At 41.6% G+C, this 18,050-nt stretch carries 17 protein-coding genes; 10 read left to right on the forward strand and 7 right to left on the reverse strand.

The features are described 5' to 3' along the window. Positions 1-138: 138 nt before the first annotated feature. The 4 genes from hemY to hemC are packed head-to-tail and all read right to left on the reverse strand — an operon-like array spanning position 139 to position 4,303. Positions 139-1,332 carry a protoheme IX biogenesis protein HemY gene (gene hemY, locus PR800_RS13670; RefSeq protein WP_102139877.1) on the reverse strand — a complete coding sequence of 398 codons (1,194 nt, stop codon included), beginning with the start codon at positions 1,330-1,332 and terminating at the stop codon, positions 139-141. Positions 1,333-1,334: 2 nt separating this feature from the next. Next, positions 1,335-2,603, reverse strand: a complete 1,269-nt coding sequence (gene hemX, locus PR800_RS13675) for a uroporphyrinogen-III C-methyltransferase (RefSeq protein WP_166263939.1) — start codon at positions 2,601-2,603, stop codon at positions 1,335-1,337. 3 nt (positions 2,604-2,606) lie between these two features. Then, on the reverse strand, positions 2,607-3,362 hold the full coding sequence (locus PR800_RS13680; RefSeq protein ID WP_272531063.1) for a uroporphyrinogen-III synthase: 756 nt from the start codon (positions 3,360-3,362) through the stop codon (positions 2,607-2,609). Continuing rightward, positions 3,359-4,303 carry a hydroxymethylbilane synthase gene (gene hemC / locus PR800_RS13685; protein WP_166263943.1) on the reverse strand — a complete coding sequence of 315 codons (945 nt, stop codon included), beginning with the start codon at positions 4,301-4,303 and terminating at the stop codon, positions 3,359-3,361. The genes PR800_RS13680 and hemC overlap by 4 nt, the downstream gene beginning before the upstream one ends. Positions 4,304-4,896: 593 nt before the next feature. On the opposite strand from hemC, the gene PR800_RS13690 reads away from it, so the two are divergent. Then, a complete protein-coding gene (locus tag PR800_RS13690; RefSeq protein WP_166263945.1) occupies positions 4,897-7,470 on the forward strand; it encodes a class I adenylate cyclase in 2,574 nt (857 codons plus the stop codon). A 43-nt stretch (positions 7,471-7,513) separates the two neighbouring features. Here the strand turns inward: PR800_RS13690 and cyaY are convergent, their stop codons facing one another. Beyond that, entirely contained in the window at positions 7,514-7,831 is a 318-nt protein-coding gene (cyaY, locus tag PR800_RS13695) for an iron donor protein CyaY (protein ID WP_166263947.1), read from the reverse strand. 235 nt (positions 7,832-8,066) lie between these two features. Here cyaY and lptM point away from each other — a divergent pair, with 235 nt between their 5' ends. The 9 genes from lptM (at position 8,067) to PR800_RS13740 (ending at position 15,986) form a co-directional block, all read left to right on the forward strand. Beyond that, positions 8,067-8,252, forward strand: a complete 186-nt coding sequence (gene lptM / locus PR800_RS13700; RefSeq protein WP_004906065.1) for an LPS translocon maturation chaperone LptM — start codon at positions 8,067-8,069, stop codon at positions 8,250-8,252. Between the two features lie 21 nt (positions 8,253-8,273). Continuing rightward, positions 8,274-9,098 (forward strand): diaminopimelate epimerase, encoded by an 825-nt coding sequence (dapF, locus tag PR800_RS13705; RefSeq protein ID WP_102139884.1) that lies wholly within the window; start codon positions 8,274-8,276, stop codon positions 9,096-9,098. A gap of 24 nt (positions 9,099-9,122) precedes the next feature. Further along, positions 9,123-9,827: a DUF484 family protein gene (locus PR800_RS13710; protein WP_102139910.1), complete on the forward strand. Its 705-nt coding sequence runs from the start codon at positions 9,123-9,125 to the stop codon at positions 9,825-9,827. After that, the gene (xerC, locus tag PR800_RS13715; RefSeq protein ID WP_102139885.1) at positions 9,809-10,738 is read left to right on the forward strand and encodes a tyrosine recombinase XerC; all 930 of its coding nucleotides are present in this window, start codon (positions 9,809-9,811) and stop codon (positions 10,736-10,738) included. The genes PR800_RS13710 and xerC overlap by 19 nt, the downstream gene beginning before the upstream one ends. Beyond that, positions 10,738-11,454 (forward strand): 5-amino-6-(5-phospho-D-ribitylamino)uracil phosphatase YigB, encoded by a 717-nt coding sequence (gene yigB, locus PR800_RS13720; RefSeq protein WP_102139886.1) that lies wholly within the window; start codon positions 10,738-10,740, stop codon positions 11,452-11,454. Before xerC ends, yigB begins: the two co-directional genes overlap by 1 nt. Positions 11,455-11,541: 87 nt before the next feature. Further along, positions 11,542-13,704 carry a DNA helicase II gene (uvrD, locus tag PR800_RS13725; protein ID WP_166263951.1) on the forward strand — a complete coding sequence of 721 codons (2,163 nt, stop codon included), beginning with the start codon at positions 11,542-11,544 and terminating at the stop codon, positions 13,702-13,704. A gap of 195 nt (positions 13,705-13,899) precedes the next feature. After that, positions 13,900-14,664, forward strand: a complete 765-nt coding sequence (locus tag PR800_RS13730) for a hypothetical protein (protein ID WP_272531065.1) — start codon at positions 13,900-13,902, stop codon at positions 14,662-14,664. A 253-nt stretch (positions 14,665-14,917) separates the two neighbouring features. After that, entirely contained in the window at positions 14,918-15,502 is a 585-nt protein-coding gene (locus PR800_RS13735; protein WP_102139889.1) for a 2OG-Fe(II) oxygenase, read from the forward strand. A 214-nt stretch (positions 15,503-15,716) separates the two neighbouring features. Continuing rightward, complete coding sequence (locus PR800_RS13740; RefSeq protein ID WP_166263957.1) at positions 15,717-15,986, forward strand: hypothetical protein; 270 nt, start codon at positions 15,717-15,719, stop codon at positions 15,984-15,986. Between the two features lie 83 nt (positions 15,987-16,069). Here PR800_RS13740 and prfH read toward each other — a convergent pair whose 3' ends face one another. Both prfH and PR800_RS13750 read right to left on the reverse strand, forming a co-directional pair. Further along, positions 16,070-16,681, reverse strand: coding sequence for a peptide chain release factor H (gene prfH, locus PR800_RS13745; RefSeq protein WP_166263959.1), 612 nt, complete (start codon positions 16,679-16,681; stop codon positions 16,070-16,072). Continuing rightward, positions 16,681-17,814, reverse strand: a complete 1,134-nt coding sequence (locus PR800_RS13750; protein ID WP_166263961.1) for an RNA ligase RtcB family protein — start codon at positions 17,812-17,814, stop codon at positions 16,681-16,683. Before PR800_RS13750 ends, prfH begins: the two co-directional genes overlap by 1 nt. Positions 17,815-18,050 lie beyond the last annotated feature (236 nt).

An 18,050-nucleotide genomic window follows, 5' to 3' on the forward strand; every position in this document is an offset into this window, starting at 1 on the left:
TTAATGCGATTAAAGCAATGCATTTAAATTGTTTTCTGTGTTTTTATTTGGGAAGGTAAATGTAGTTGCAGTTAAGCTTATGGATAAAAAAACTCCACTAAAATAAGTGGAGTTTTTAGAAGAGGCTAAACAAGAGTATTAGTTTCGTTCTTGTTTTAATGAGTGGTTTAATGCGTCTTGGCGAATTTTTGCCGCATCGCTAGGTTTATGTTGCTTGTCAAACGCATCGGCCAGCCATGATGCATCCTGCACATCAAAACGTTGAGCCAACGCAGCTTTAAAGTAGGTTTCTGCTTTGTCCCATTGGGCGTGTTGTAGCGACAAAACGCCCAATGTACTGTTGAGTAATGGGGTGGCACCGTTTTGTTTTTGCAGATGTAAAAGGGTTTTTTCGATAACTTCAGGGCGTTCACTGTTAAGTTTCGGTACTAACAGAAGCAAGCGTTCATCATATTGCTGTTTTAAGCCATCAATAATTATTTTTTCTGCACTTGCAGTATCACCACATTCAATTAAATGTTCAGCTAAGAAAGCTTGCAATGCGGTTTCATGACGAACTCGGCGAGGCTGTGCTTTCCACCAAGCTTTTAGCCCATCACTACCCCCTTCAGCCATATATTGGTTCATCAGCCCTTTGTAAGCCTTTAATTTCAGTGCATCGAGCTCATCTTCATTGTGTAACTGTACTTTGGCCATGACCGGAAGTAATTCAATCAGCGACTGGTAAGCGCCTGAACGTAAGTAAGCTTGTTCCGCGAGGCGCAGTACTTCGGGGTGCCTTGGAGCTTTGTCGAGAAGTTTATCAATGCCATTACGAGCAGCATGGACTTCCCCTTCCGCTAATTGGATACGGACACGGCTGATATCAACGGGAAGTTGGTCACTTCCCGCGGCTTCTGCGGCTCTATCTAAGTACTGGTGAGTGCGATATTCATCACCACGTTGTTGAGCGGCTTCAGCTGCCATTAGGTAGTTAATCACGGGTTGTTGAGAGAAATCAGCATGTTTGCTCATTAACTTTTCAACCTGTTCGAAATCACCTTCTGCTAATTTCAATAGCGCTTTTTGTGTTTGAGTATGTGCTTTGTGGTATTTACGACCACTTACCCAACCTCTGGTACGTGATGTTGTACTGATAAAGCGACGATAGCACCAACCGAGGAACAACAGCACAAATTGGAGCAGGATAAAGCCTAAAACGAGGCTGGTTACACTGGTTGTGATGTCATAATTGTCAGTACGAATAAAAACATAACCTTGGTGACCTGCTAATAATGGGCCTAAGATCACCCCGGCAATAAGTACTATAAATAGGATCAGGACTTTTATCATAATTACCCCCTATTGCCAGCAGGCTCTGCTGATTCAAAAGGGTGAGGATTATCAGCTGATTCTGCTTTTTGTGTATCCGTGGCAGGAACTGCGGCATCGGCCGCCGCCTCTGTTGACACTTCAGGTGCATCCGCTGCGGCATCAACAGCACCATCGTTAACTTTTGTGTTGTCTGACGACTGAGAGAGTAAGCTGCGAACCCGAGTTTGCATGACTTTGTCTAGCTTCTCTTGGCTTTCTAAGGTGTCAGGCATTTCAATGTCAATCGGCTGATTGATTAAGTCATCAATGGTTGATAAGAACGCTTTAGTTTCAGGCGCTTCAGTATCAAAATAGGCTCTTACCCATGTCGAAGCTTGTTCTAATGACTGTTTGTAAGTGGCTTCTTGATAACGGGGTACAGCTTGCGCTGCGATTAATAATTGAGAACGAATGTTTTCACGTAGGTAAATATCTTGGTTTGGGGCTAGAAGCGGGGCTTCTGAGCCATCACGAGCTCGTACTGTGACAAAGTCATTTGCAAAACTTTTCCAGCTACGCGCCAAATTTTGTTTCCAATCTGAGATGTCATCGCTAACGTCAGCGTTATCTTCACTTTTCGCGTCGCCACTGTTTAAATCCGCTAATCGTAAGTTATCGACTTCATTACTTAGCTGGTTTAAACGTAAAATAATACCGTCATAGTCAACTTGGTTGATCGCAGCTAATTTAGCCATATCACTGTTAATTGATTTACGAATGTCGAGTAGGCTCGGGTCATTCATTTCTGCCAGACTTGAGTCTGCACTTTTTAACAGAACGGCTGCGGTCACTGGGTCGCGGTCATTCCACAGCTTTCTTCCTGCCATTTTGACCATAAAGTCAGCTTGGGCCAGTAGCCAACTCTTCACATCAGCGCTGGACAATGCCGTGACGTGTGCTTGCAACTCTTGCATGCGACGGTTGAGGTTCTCTTCATATTCACGAGAATGGCTTTTTATTTCAGAATTAGCCGCAATTAGTGCGTCTAACCGTTGCCTGTCTGAGTTTTGTTGTTCGACTAAGTCACTTAGCTTTTGCTTTAATTCATTGTTTTCATTAGCTAAATTAATATTGCTTTGTTGGGTGAAATAGTACAACCCACCGCCAATAGCGATGATAATAGCGATAGCAATTACACCGCCTATCAGACCAGAACGTTTTTGTTCCGAAGAAGGTTTAGTTTTTGGGCGCTGTTGTTCTGCGCCAGCTTCTGGGGTAACCGTCTCGGTTGTTTTATCGTGTTCCGTCATAAATTAGCATCCCATATCGATTGAAATTAATGCTTCTAATAAAGCATTATTATCTGCGCTATTAGCTACACAGACCTTTTGCCATCCACTTTTGCGGGCTTGGTCTGCAATCCGTTCACTGACGACAAGTAGGCGGCGGGAAAACCACCAAGTTTGGTATTCTTCAGTGATTAATTCTTCTAACAAGGCTAACATTTGACCACTAGTGATCACAACATCGGTAATACCGGTTTGAAACCATTGGTCATTGAACTGGGTTTTATCATAATGAACAGGGTGCCTTGCATAACATTCACAATAATCGACTTGTGCGCCACGAGACCTTAATGTCGATGCAAGCAGTTCTCTTCCGCCATTTCCACGCAATAACAGGGCTTTTTTCCCTTCAAGAAACTGCAAATCCGAATGGGTTAGGAGTACTTCACTAGTTTCCCCTTGCTCTGCCCAATGTACATTTTTACCGGTTATCCGTTGAAAAAACTGCCCTGTAGAACGACCAATTGCATAGTAAGATAACTTATCTGACCAGCTACGGGCCATTTGTTCAAGCGTTAAATTTGCGTATTCGACTGCATTTTTAGATAAAAGAAAGACTAAATCATTCGCAGTAAGGCTATCAAGTTGAGAAATAAGGGTATTTAATTCAGCGCCGGGGCCAATGTGAATTAAAGGGGAGGAGAAGGCTTCTCCCCCTTTGGCAGTGATTGCCGTGATCAGCTCTGAACCTGCAGGCTCAGGGCGAGTGACAAGCACTTTCATGCAGGCGGGTTTCCTTGATAGACATCCGCCAAAATTTCCCTTGCACCACGCTCAAGTAATTCTTCAGCCAATGATACCCCTGCTTGGTTAGCTTCGCTTGGAGAAACGAGCCGTTCCCCACGAATAATCACGCTGCCGTCTGGGGCTCCCACCAAGGCACGCAGCCATATTTTGTCATCTTGCCAAATAGCATAACTGCCAATGGGGACTTGGCAACCGCCTTCAAGGCGCATATTCATCGCACGCTCAGCAAGGACACAGGTTGAGGTTGCGTTATTATTTAGCTTCGCGAGTAACTCACGGGTTTTACTGTCATTTAAACGGCATTCGATACCGACCGCTCCTTGGCCTACCGCAGGTAAGCACTGTTCTGGAGCAAGGGCGGTTTTAATTCGCGTTTCTAACCCCAAACGTTTTAACCCTGCAACGGCCAAAATAATAGCGTCATATTCACCGTTATCTAATTTTGATAGGCGTGTTCCTACATTGCCGCGTAAGTCGCGAATGACTAAATCAGGGCGGAGTTCCCTTAATTGGCATTGACGGCGTAAACTCGATGTCCCGACGATACTGCCCTCTGGCAATGCATCAAGACTATCGTAGTGGTTTGAAACAAAGGCATCTCGAGGATCTTCACGTTCACAAATCGTGACTAACCCTAAGCCTTCAGGAAATTCAACAGGGACATCTTTCATCGAGTGAACGGCAATGTCAGCGCGCCCTTCCAATAAAGCAAGTTCTAGCTCTTTGACGAACAGCCCTTTTCCGCCAACTTTCGCGAGAGGTGTATCAAGGATGATGTCGCCTTTTGTCACCATAGGGACTAATTCAACCTGTAAGCCCGGGTGAAGCTGCTCTAATTTGTCTTTGACAAAGTGTGCTTGCCATAGGGCTAGAGGACTTTTGCGCGTTGCAATACGCACGATATTTGTTGATGTCATTTTTACTGTTTTCTCTGGCGAAGAATGCCGCAGATTAACCATACAATTGGCATTAGTTTTAACATGTTAAGGATATTTTTTCCAGTTAGGTGAAAAAACCCTCTTTGAATCGTTTATCACCGATTCACTTTTTCTACCATGATGCAAGAAAGAGATTCAAAATGAGATGACCTAGAACTGCTATTAAGTGATTTCTTTAGCTTATCGTGCTATTTTTTGCGTGGAACATTCTGTGTTTTCTGGTAATTCGTGTTGAAGCGTGTAAGCACAGACGCTGTGCGTATTGTACTTAATATCATTCTATTTTGCTTTTTTACTAAACAACTGGGTAAAAAGAAATTATTCCATTGAAAAACAAGGGATATTTTACGGATTAAAAAATAAAAAGCCTTTTTATACAATATGTTGAAAAGCATTTTGTATCAAAAATAAGCGCGTAAAATTATGTGATCTACTTTACCCTTTTGATGCAAGGTGTTAAATTGATCACGTTTCCGACAATCCATTTGAAAATTATTTTAAATCTATCTCTATCTGTTGGGTGCTGGGAAATTCTCCGGTTTGTATTACTTTCATTCAATCAGGCGTAACCTTTGTATCTCTATATTGAAACCTTAAAACAAAGACTGGATGCGATAAACCAATTACGGTTGGAACGTGCAACAGCTTCTATGAGTGAAGCCTTCTCGAAGGTTTATAGCTTGCTGCCTGTTTTGTTTCATTATCATCATCCAATGATACCTGGTTTTATTGAGGGTAATGTGCCTCATGGTGTCTGTTTTTTCTCTCCTGATACAGAGCAAAAAAAATGGTTGGAGCCTTTTGCGCGTTTTCTGCCCACGATTGAAACCGAAACGAATGGTGAATTACCGATTACGGGTATTTACTCGATGGGGAGTACTTCATCTGTTGGGCAAAGTCAGTGTTCAGATATCGACGTTTGGGTTTGTCATCCTTCTTGGTTAGACCACGAAGAAAAACGTTTTTTGCAAAAGAAGTGCACCTTAATTGAACAGTGGGCAGCGTCTTTAGGCATTGATGTCACTGTTTTTTTAATCGATGAAAATCGTTTTCGTCATCATGCCAGTGGGCATATAGGTGGGGAGAACTGTGGTTCAACGCAACACATTCTATTATTAGATGAATTTTATCGAACTGCTGTGCGTATGGCGGGTAAACGTTTGCTGTGGACCATGGTACCGGTTGAAGAAGAGCAGCATTACGATGAATATGTTATGGGGTTATATGCACAAGGCGTGCTAACACCTAATGAATGGCTTGATTTAGGCGGGTTAAGCGAACTTTCTGCTGCGGAATATTTCGGTGCAAGCCTATGGCAGTTGTATAAAAGTGTCGATTCCCCCTATAAAGCTGTATTGAAGAGTATTTTGCTGGAGTCCTATTCATGGGACTATCCCAATGGCAAACTATTAGCGATGGAGTTTAAGCGTCATTTACATGCTGGCGAAATCGTGTGTTACGGCTTGGATTCATACTGTTTAATGTTAGAGCGAGTGACACGTTACCTGACTGAAATTAATGATTTAACTCGCCTTGATCTTATCCGTCGCTGTTTCTACTTGAAAGTGTGTGAAAAACTGTCTGAAGAAGACGCTAACACGTGCTCAGGCTGGCGCCGTGATGTGTTGTCTCAGTTGGTTGAATCATGGGGCTGGGGATCAGCGCGTTTGTCGATACTCGATACGCGTAATCAGTGGAAAATTGAGCGTGTCCGTGAGGCGCATAATGAGTTACTTGACACGATGATGCAAAGTTATCGTAATCTTATTCGTTTTGCGCGTAGAAATAATTTAAGTGTTAGTGCAAGCCCACAAGATATTGGGGTATTAACCCGTAAATTATATGCGGCTTTTGAGGCCCTTCCTGGTAAGGTGACATTAGTTAACCCCCAAATTTCACCTGATTTAAGCGAAGCGCATCTCACCTTTATTTATGTGCCAGAAGGGCGCGCGAACCGGAGTGGTTGGTATCTGTATAACCAAGCACCAAATATTGATGCTATTATTGGGCATCAACCTCTTGAATATAACCGCTATTTAAATAAATTAGTGGCGTGGGCGTATTTTAATGGTCTGCTGACTGAGACAACCCAAGTTTATATGCATAATGGGAAATCTCAGTGTGATGAACGAAAACTGCTTGAGCTAATGCACGATGTTTCAAGTCATTTTCCTATCAGGTTGCCCGCCCCAACGCCAAAAGCGCTTTATAGCCCGTGTGAAATTCGCCATCTTGCAATCATTGTTAATTTAGAAAAAGACCCAACACAGGTATATTCAGAGCAAGTCGTTCATGTTGATTTTAGAAAACTGGATATTTTCAGTTTTGGCGAATCACAACAATGCCTGATCGGTAGCATTGATTTGTTATATCGCAATTCGTGGAATGAGGTAAGAACGCTACATTTCAGCGGAGAACAGTGCATGTTAGAAGCACTTAAGACCATTTTAGGGAAAATGCATCAAGATGCATCGCCTCCTGAAGCGGTCGAGGTGTTTTGTTATAGTGAGCACTTACGTGGGTTGATTCGTACCCGTGTACAACAGCTAATATCTGAGTGTGTTGAATTACGTTTATCGAGCAACCGAAATGACCCTGGGCGTTTTAAAGCATTACGTATCGCGGGGCAAACGTGGGGTTTATTCTTTGAGCGCCTGAATGTATCCGTACAAAAACTTGAGAATGCGGTTGAGTTCTATGGGGCTATCTCCCATAACAAGCTGCATGGCTGGCCAGTTAAACTTCAGGCGAAGAGTGACAACCATTTGCCTGCCGTTGTTGATGGCTATGCGAGTGAAGGGATTGTACAGTTTTTCTTTGAAAATACCGCAGACAATACCGGTTTTAATATTTATGTTTTAGATGAAGCGAATCGGGTTGAAATTTATTCCCACTGTGAAGGGTCGAAAGAAGATCTTGTCCGTGATGTGAGTAAATTCTATTCTTCTTCCCACGACCGGTTTACCTATGGTGCAAATTTTATCAACTTCAATTTACCGCAATTTTACCAAATCATTAATCAAGATGGTAAAAACCAAGTTGTTGCATTTTCTGGCGGGACATGGCCATTTACGGCAGAAGATGATGACATGGGGTATGAAATGCATTCGAGCCAACCGCAGCACCCACAAGCGCACTATTATTGATGGTAGGCAGTATAACGCTGCCCACCGTCTAAACTTGTAACGCTTAGAATGAAAAGGGCTCTTGGCTTTGAAAAGCAATTGCCTCGGCTAGTTTAGTCTTAAATTCATGCCCTGAGCGGTCACAAACCCAATGACCTTGTTTATAATCATAATGGTACCCACCCTGTTTAGTTGCTAACCATATTTGGTGGAATGCCTCTTGTTTGTTGATAATAATTTTACTGCCATCTTCAAAACTAAGCGTCATCACACCACCATTGATTTCACAATCAATATCGGCATCACCCTCATAGTTATCTAAATGCTCTTCGATGCTGCTTAGTAGCGTTTCGGCTAGCTGATGAAATTCGCTGTCATTCACGATTAATTTCCTGTTTGCTCACAATGGTTTAATTGAAATTATTATTGTTAATTGAAATTATAGGAGGGAACCTACATTGGGGTCAATCTAAGCATACCCACTAAAAATTTCAGACTAAATTTAGCCTAAAGTATATAATATCAGCATGCTGGATAAACAGGCGTGATTTGCGAGGCCACTCCTGTTATTGTGTAAAATATCAGATGTCAAAAGTAAGTATTACGGGCGAAAAAGAATGAAAAAAAGTTTAATTGGGCTTAGTGCACTAGTTGTTTTATTTACCCTTTCTGGCTGTGGCTTAAAAGGCCCGTTGTATTTTCCGCCGGAAGAAACTGCAGCTCCGGCTAAGGCATCTGATGTGCAACCTACCGCACAAGACAGTACTGCCAAAGAGCCGGCTCAAACCACAAATAATCAGTAAGTCGCCTCAATGGAGCGTGAAATGCAATTTTCTAAAATGCATGGCTTAGGCAATGACTTCATGGTTGTCGATGGTGTTACACAAAATGTGTATTTTTCGCCTGAATTGATTTGTCGGTTAGCAGATAGGCACACAGGCGTTGGGTTCGATCAACTACTATTAGTTGAAGCTCCTTATGACCCTGACCTTGATTTTCATTATCGTATTTTTAATGCGGATGGCAGTGAAGTTGCACAATGTGGCAATGGAGCCCGTTGTTTTGCTCGTTTTGTTAGGCTCAAAGGCTTAACGAATAAGCAAAAAATTAAAGTCAGTACTCAGTCCGGCCGTATGACATTAACCATAAATGAGAATGATGATGTCAGCGTTAATATGGGCGAACCTGATTTTGAACCGCAGAGAGTACCATTTCGCGCCGTCAAAGAAGAAAAGACCTATATTATTCGAGCACAAGAACGTACAGTGTTGTGTGGGGTTGTCTCAATGGGTAACCCGCATTGTGTGATTCAAGTTGAAAGTATTCATACGGCAGAAGTCGAAGTTTTAGGTCCCGCTTTAGAAAATCATGAGCGTTTTCCAGAACGTGCCAATATTGGTTTTATGGAAATTATCAGCGCTGACCACATTCGCTTGCGTGTTTATGAACGCGGGGCTGGGGAAACTCAAGCTTGTGGTAGCGGAGCATGCGCGGCTGTCGCAGTTGGAATTACTCAAGGGCTACTGGCGAAGCGGGTCAAAGTCGATTTGCCGGGGGGCTCATTAGATATCGCGTGGGAAGGCCCAGGGTCGCCACTTTATATGACAGGCCCTGCAACGCATGTTTATGACGGAGTCATTCAACTCTAATTTTGAATAGCTGAAGAGGGAAAAATGGATAAAACCAAAAAAGCACAGGAGTTGGTTCATCAGATTGATGAGCTTGATGTCGTGCGCTACTTAACGGAAAACCCCTATTTTTTTCTTCGTAATGCACAACTGTTGGAGCAACTAAAAGTCCCACATGTCGTGCGGGAAGCGATTTCATTGCCTGAGTTAGTGATGAGCCGTCAACGGTTGAAAATCAAAGAGCTCGAACAAGATATTCGTTTTATGGTTGAACAAGCCCATGAAAATGTGGAGCTTTTTGAAGAGTTGTTAGTGTTGGTGATTGAAATGTCATCAGCAGAAAGTTTACAGCAAATGCTGTTAGCACTAAATCGTTGGGCAAAAAGGCTGGGTTTATCTGGTGCTCAGGTACGCTTGTTTAGTGATAGCTGGCATTTGTCCGCACCTATGGATGCACATCAATTAGTTATTTCGCGTCGTGTCTTTGAACCCGTAAGAATTCAACGGTTTGGCGATAACCGTAACTACCTCGGTCGGCTAAATGGCCCTGAAATCCAACTACTTTTACCAGATGCATTAAATGTCGGCTCAGTCGCTATTTCACTGTTTGGTCATCACGGTGAATCAGGTATGGTCATTTTTACTAGCCGGGATCGTGAACACTATCAACATGATATGGGAACAGTCATGTTGGAAAAAGTCGCTCAAATTCTACCGAGGTTATTATGCCAATGGATAGAACGCCTGTAAAAAATCAGCCAGAAGGGCTGATGAGCCAAATTGAAGCTTTTCTGCATTATTTGCGAGTTGAACGCCGGCTAAGCCCTGTCACTATCACTAATTATCGCCGCCAACTCAGCGTTATCGTGGAAATGTTAGCCTCCTTAAATATCCACGAATGGCAAAAAGTGGATGCGACTATTGTGCGCAATGTTGCCGCTAAAAGTCGTAAATCGGGCTTGCAAGCGGCAAGTATGGCGTTGCGGTTATCATCGCTACGTAGTTTTTTTGATTGGATGGTTCATCAAGGGGAACTACCAGCAAACCCGGCAAAAGCAATCCATGCCCCTAAATCTAAAAAGCGTCTCCCTAAAAATATGGATGTGGATGAAGTTTCCCAACTGTTGAATATGGATAGTGGCGACCCCCTTGTTGTACGTGACCGAACAATGCTTGAAGTGATGTACGGTGCGGGGTTACGTTTATCTGAGCTCGTTGGGCTGGACGTTCGTCATCTTGATTTAAATACGGGTGAAGTGTGGGTGATGGGAAAAGGGAGCAAAGAGCGCAGAGTGCCAATGGGTAAAACAGCGGTGAGCTGGCTGCAGCGTTGGCTTGAGATGCGAGAACTCTATGACCCAGAAGATGACGCTGTTTTTATCTCAACCCAAAGCGGTAAACGTATTTCGAATAGGAACGTACAGAAACGTTTTGAGCAATGGGGAATAAAACAAGGGGTTAATAGCCACATTAATCCCCATAAATTACGCCACTCTTTTGCGACACATATCCTTGAATCAAGTGGGAATTTACGTGGAGTGCAAGAACTTCTTGGGCATGCAAATTTATCGACGACACAAATCTATACGCACCTTGATTTTCAGCACTTAGCAAACGTTTATGATGTGGCTCATCCGAGAGCAAAGAGGGAGAAACCTTAATGCATTTTTACCGTCCGTTATCACCCATTTTGGCGATCACGTTTGATTTGGATGACACGCTTTACGATAACCATCCCGTTATTGATAAAACGGAAGAAGAAGTTTTACGTTTTGTTCGTGAATATGACCCGCGCTTTAATCATTTTAATAATGAAGATCTTTATGCTTTTCGGCGTCTTGTTGAAGAACAAGAGCCTGATATTTATCATGATATATCACGCTGGCGTTGGCTTTCTTCCAAAATGATGCTTTGCCATTATGGTTACTCGAAAGACGCCGCACAAAAAGGGGCGGATGATATCATGGCGCACTTCACATATTGGCGAAATAGAATCGATATCCCGCAATCCACCCATGAAACACTGCGTCAGCTTGCAGAGAAAGTTCCGCTGGTGGCGATTACTAATGGAAATGCAGAACCTGAAGCATGTGGGTTAGGCCAATATTTTCAATTTGTATTGAAAGCAGGGCCCGACGGCCGCTCAAAGCCATTTTGTGATATGTACCGTTTAGCTGCGAAGCGGCTTGAGATGGAGCCACAGTTTATTCTTCATGTTGGGGATAACTTGCTGACGGATGTTGAAGGTGCAATTAACAGCGGCATGCAAGCCTGCTGGATCAACACAAATCAAAAAACACTGATGGAAGAGAAAGAGGTGCGTTTATTACCGCATGTGGAAATTTCGCGGTTGGATTCTCTCTTATCATTGGTATAATCATTTACTGTATAAAAAAACAGTGGCAATCGCCATTGTCAATAACCTCACAGTGGTGTTAGCCACTGTTTTGCTTTGATGGTAACTATGGACGTCTCTTATCTGCTTGAAGGTCTTAATGACAAACAGCGCGAAGCGGTTGCCGCACCGCGTACCAATTTACTTGTCCTTGCGGGGGCGGGTAGTGGTAAAACTCGGGTGCTAGTGCATCGAATCGCATGGCTGATGTCTGTGGAAAATGCTTCTCCATTTTCAATTATGGCAGTGACGTTCACGAACAAAGCAGCGGCAGAGATGCGGCACAGAATCAATCAATTGATTGGAACCAGTGAAGGCGGAATGTGGATAGGAACATTCCACGGCTTAGCGCATCGTTTATTGCGCCAACACTATATGGATGCCAATTTACCCCAAGATTTCCAAATTCTCGATAGCGATGACCAATACCGTTTAATTCGTCGTTTACTTAAAGCGATGAATTTAGATGAAAAACAATGGCCACCACGTCAGGGGATGTGGTACATCAATGGTAAAAAAGATGAGGGTCTGCGTCCTCAGCACATTGAAGCTTACGGAAACCCAGTCGAAGCCACATGGCTAAAAGTATACCAAGCTTACCAAGAAGCCTGTGATAGAGCCGGGCTCGTGGATTTTGCTGAGCTATTGTTACGTGCCCATGAACTGTGGTTAAACAAGCCTCATGTATTGCAGCATTATCGTGAGCGTTTTACCAATATTCTTGTCGATGAATTCCAAGATACCAATAATATTCAATATGCATGGATCCGTGTACTCGCGGGGGATACAGGCAAAGTCATGATTGTTGGTGATGATGACCAGTCAATCTATGGTTGGCGTGGCGCTCAAGTCGAAAATATCCAGCGCTTTCTTAATGATTTTCCTGGTGCAGAAACTATCCGTCTTGAGCAAAACTATCGCTCAACGAATAATATATTAAAAGCAGCGAATACATTGATCGCGAATAATAGTGACCGCTTAGGAAAAAATTTATGGACGGAAGGTGGAGATGGCGAGCCAATTTCCCTCTATTGTGCTTTTAATGAGTTAGATGAAGCCCGCTATGTGGTTGGGCGTATTAAGCAATGGCATGAAAATGGGGGAGCTTTACAAGATTGCGCGATGCTGTACCGTAGTAATGCCCAGTCTCGTGTATTGGAAGAAGCGCTCATCCAAAGTGCTATGCCATATCGTATCTATGGTGGGCAACGTTTCTTTGAACGCCAAGAAATCAAAGATGCGCTTTCTTATTTAAGGCTGATCGCAAACCGCAATGATGATGCCTCCTTTGAACGGGTGGTCAATACACCAACACGCGGGATTGGGGACAGAACCTTAGATACTGTTCGCCAAACTGCACGGGATCAACAACTGACATTATGGGAAAGTTGTGAGTACTTACTTCGCGAGCAGGTTTTGGGAGGGCGGGCAGCCGCTGCAATTGAGCGTTTCTTAGAATTAGTCGATGCATTAGCTAAAGAAACCCAAGACATGCCATTACACGTTCAAGCTGATAGAGTGATTAATGACTCAGGCTTACGAGCGATGTATGAGCAAGAAAAAGGTGAAAAAGCACAGGCACGTATTGAAAACTTGGAAGAGCTAGTCAACGCGACTCGTGACTTTAGTTATCAAGATGAAGACCAAGACTTAATGCCACTGCAGGCTTTTCTTTCTCATGCGGCATTGGAAGCGGGGGACGGGCAAGCGGATGTCAGTCAAGATGCGGTTCAATTGATGACTTTGCATTCAGCTAAAGGTCTAGAGTTTCCAGTTGTATTCATTGTGGGAATGGAAGAGGGTATGTTCCCAAGCCAGATGTCGATGGATGAAAGCGGTCGCCTTGAAGAAGAGCGTCGCCTTGCCTATGTCGGTATTACCCGAGCAATGGAAAAACTCACGATCACCTACGCAGAAAGCCGTCGGTTATATGGTAAAGAAGTTTATCACCGTCCTTCACGTTTTATCGGTGAGCTACCAACCGAGTGTGTTGAGGAAGTTCGTTTGCGAGCGCAGGTTTCAAGACCAGTTAGCCATCAACGCCTTGGAACCCCGATTAGCCAAAATGATTCGGGTTATTCATTAGGGCAACGAGTGATGCACCCAAAATTTGGTGAAGGCACGATTATTAATTTAGAAGGTAGTGGCGAGCACTGTCGTCTACAAATCGCTTTTCAAGGGCAAGGGATTAAATGGCTGGTGGCTTCTTATGCACGGCTAGAAATGCTGTAGATCTCAATTCAATATAGTACCGCGAAGAATTGCGGTACTAATCTACAAATAAATATAATAGAAATTATATAACACTGAATAATGTATCCTTTATTTTATAAATTAATGATATATTTAAACTGTTTGTTTTTTATTTTAACTTGCGATAATCTTTATTCTCATTTTTGATTAAATTAATTAATGGAGATTATTCATATGGAAAATGAAATTTTTGAAAATATAAATAAAAATCTAGATTTACTTAGGTTGAAAATAGAAAGAGTTAATAAGTTATTAATTAGTGTAAATAATAGTGCTGATGAATCAATAGAGAGAATGGATTCTGTTCGTGAGGGTTTGTTAGTATCTAAAAGGCGTGATTCGGATAAAATTAAAAATACCATGAATACGGTTGAAGTTAAAATAATGGAAAATTTATCTGAGCAGTATAATAAAGTAAAACAAATTTCTGATATGTTATTAAAGCAAGAATCCATGCTTACCGATTTGAAAGAAGAAAATTGGCATTATAGTCAATTTGAAATTGATATATATATCAAGGAAGTCAATCAAGATTTGCAAAATAATGAGATTTGGAATCAGCCAGAAAATAATTTCAAGAAAATAGATTTTATTAATCATGGCGGATTACGGGGCATGATTTTCACACCTATTTCTAGTTTCAATAGGAAAAGTAATGAGTTAGCTAAAGAGATTTATGAAGTTGAAATGTTAATGAAAGAAATGAATCGAGAGCGTTTAAATATTGAATTACATTTCTTTAAAGATATGAAAATACCTACATCATCACCTACTCAACTCCAACAGCCAGATACACTCGCTGAGCAAATTGTAGGATTCAAACCGGCTTATGAGAGTAATGCTTCATCAAGTATTGATTCACTAATATTGGATCAAAAACCCATCATTCAAATTAAAGGTTGTGTCGGAAGAACGGCAATGTGTGGAATAACACACTAAAGATATCATCTTGCTAATTGGTTGGGGGGCTCACTGGTTACCGTGAGGCCCCTTAATTAATATCTTATCGAGGGGGGAAACTCATTTAGTATCAATATAGTAGATTTCACTCGAAAGCCTGCATTTAGAAACGCCTACTTTTAGGATTAATCATCGATATAGTTGTTGAATCATCAAGATTCACGTTTTTTATTTTAATTTTTTCCGACAATAAAGTATAAAATCTTACCTAATAACCATTCTTATATTCATCATGTCTATCAATAAACTCATTGATTCACTTTCCTCACAAGGTTGGTATGTGTGGAACGATTTTCTGACCTTGTCAGATATTAAAACGATAAAACAATGCATACCAAACACATTGCAAGATGCACGTATTGGGCATAGAGATTCATTACAAGGTAATAAAGCTGTTCGCGCTGATCAAACTATTTGGTTAGAGCCTGAAATGGGGGCGCCTATCACCCATTATCTCGATAAAATGGAACAGATAAGGCAAGAGTTAAACTGCCAGCTTTATCTAGGGCTACGTGATTTTGAAACGCATTTCTGCCGTTATCCTAATGGTGGATTTTATAAAAAGCATCTTGATAACCCAAGAGGACAAGGGCGTCGTAAGGTGACTACTGTTTTATATATGAATGAAACATGGCAAACAGGAGATGGCGGTGAACTTGTTGTCTACGACAAAGAAAACAATCAACTGTTTGAACTAGAACCTCGGGCTGGCCGAATGATTTTTTTCATGTCTGAAGAATTTCCACATGAAGTGTTACCGACTCAACAAAAACGAGAAAGCATTGCTGGTTGGTTTTTAACAGAAAAAATACTCTAATCCGTTCAGGCTATTACCACCTCTGACTGAGGTGGCTGATAGAAGTATTCTCATTATTTATACATACAACAAATTTTATAACAGCGGTTTCAATATATTAATTTGATTTTTTGTTTTTCTTGATATTAAAGTTATTCGAGTCTTAGTGTTTTAATATTCAATTATTCACTGTGTTTTCTATTCTATTAATCAATTATATAAAAGGAGTTTATAAATGAACGATACTGATAAATTTGGTTATGGTTCTAAACAATCCCAACAAGGTGTTAGCGTTATAGAGTATGAGCGCCAATTAGAAAAAGCATTGAAGGAATTAAGTGAGAAAAATATAGGCGATACTGTGATAGTTAATTCTAATAATGATATGTCATCATTAATTCAAAATGTAAATCATTTCCCAGCGCAAAAAGACTATTTATCAGTGATTGAAGTAGGAGGTTATTCATCTAAATTGAATAGTTCGATTTTTTATGATGTTAAATAGGTTTATTTTAGAATTCGAATAATTAAATATTCTCTAATATTGCATTAAATTATGTGCCACCCTAATAAGAGGTGGCACTAATTTTACATCAATCGCTTGAATTCATTTCCTAAAAAAGTAATTACTGCGTTTCCTCTTTCTATTTGATAATGAGAATGATGGCGTTGTTTATCCAGATCATTAATTTGTTGTGACTGGTGCTCATTCAGTTTCCATTGTATTAATTGTTTTGCGAGCTTTTTGTTAGCGTGTTGGCTACGCTCAGATTGCACTTTGACAGTGATCCCCGTGGCTACATGCTTCGCTCTAACCGCAGAGGACGTTTTATTAACATGCTGCCCCCCAGCCCCTTGCGCTTTGGTAAACTCAAATTCAATTTCACTTTCTTCGATAGGTTGAACAGGGGAAAATTGAGTTACGCTTAAGAACCAGTTTTTTCGTTTATGCCGTGGCCGAATAGGGCTTTGGCATTGCCACTGGATCGTACCACACCAATTGCTTGCTAAAGGTTCAGCACCTGCACCCTCTAAGCAAACTAGGGCAGACCTCAGCCCTTTTTTAGATGGAAAAGACTCTAAGACATCATAAGTGACATGATATTTTTTAGCCTCTTGCAGAAAGCAGGCAAGAGCCTTTTCGACAGCAATACAGCACTCTTCCGGCCCTTGAGCTGAGGAGAATTGTAATAAGATCATTAACATTCTCCACTGGTTTTGTATGTGATGATGGGTCTAAGGCGTGCAACCACTTGAATGACACCAATATTCACCATACTTTCAATGACAGTATCAATAGATTTATAAGATTGTGGGGCTTCTTCGTAAATCAATTGTTTGTTTGCACAGATAACACGACTACCTAGTGCCGTTCTTGATAATTGAATCGGTGTATATTTATGAGATAAACGTCCTTTACACTCAGTTCGCATCCATTTACGCCCAGCGCCGTGAGCAAGAGAATTCAGACAAACTTCATTCGGTTGTGGGGAAACCAGATAACTGTAATCACCTCGAGAGCCAGGGATAACGACAAGCCCGCGATCTGATGGTGTGGCGCCTTTTCGGTGTATCCATCCATCAATACCATTAATTTTGCAGGCTTCAACTAAGTTATGATTGAGGTCGAGTATGCGTTTACCCTTTGATTTAACTTGCTGCAGCATACGTAAACCGATCATCTGACGATTTAGCTGGGCAAAATTCAAGGCATTCTGATGTGCTTCCAGATAATCTTTTCCATCTTGAGTACTGTCTATAAGCCCATTATGGCTATGACTTTCTACATGCTGGCGAAGGATTGATTGGCCTAAACCACGAGAGCCACTGTGAACTAATAACAGTAATTGTTGTTTATCTAAGCCACTCATACTGAATAATTCTGTATTTAATATTTCGTCAACAGATTGAAATTCAGCAAAATGATTTCCACCGCCAATAGAACTTAATGATGACATAAAATCATGTGATTGCATGTTATTTGGAACATGCTCTTCAAGCCATGATAAAGGCGCATGATCTGGCATCTCAGAAAGTTGTTTTTCGAGCTTATCGAGGTTAACTTTCGATTTTTTAAGATCAGTTTGGAACAGCGCCATTCCGCAGCCGATGTCATTGCCAACTAACGCGGGATAAAAGCGCTTGGTAGAGAAAAATGCCGCGCCAATCGGGTATCCTCGACCTGGATGAAGATCAGGCATGCCGACAACAGATACCATATCAGGTAAGCTTGCAGTTGTTTGTAATTGTTGGATTGCTTTACTTTCAATCCATGTAGACCCTGTGGCGATATAGCTAACTTGCTGATCCACAGTATGTAAGGTATTGCCCATAAGCTATTAACTCATTTTTAATTGAAAAATAAGGTGAATTAGCAGGCAAAATTAAGAAAATAGATTAACTAACGAGAGTGGCTATTTCTGAGTGTGCCCGCAAAGAGTTTGATTAGTTGTTGTCATGGTAAACCTCCTTGCAGTTAGTAGATGAATAGAAAACGTTGCGGATACTAACGGTAACTTTTTTCTTTTGCAAGCGCAATTTTTAAAATTGCGGATTTTTAGTCTTTTTC

This window comes from Providencia sp. PROV205, assembly GCF_028479505.1.
GTDB lineage: Bacteria > Pseudomonadota > Gammaproteobacteria > Enterobacterales > Enterobacteriaceae > Providencia > Providencia huaxiensis.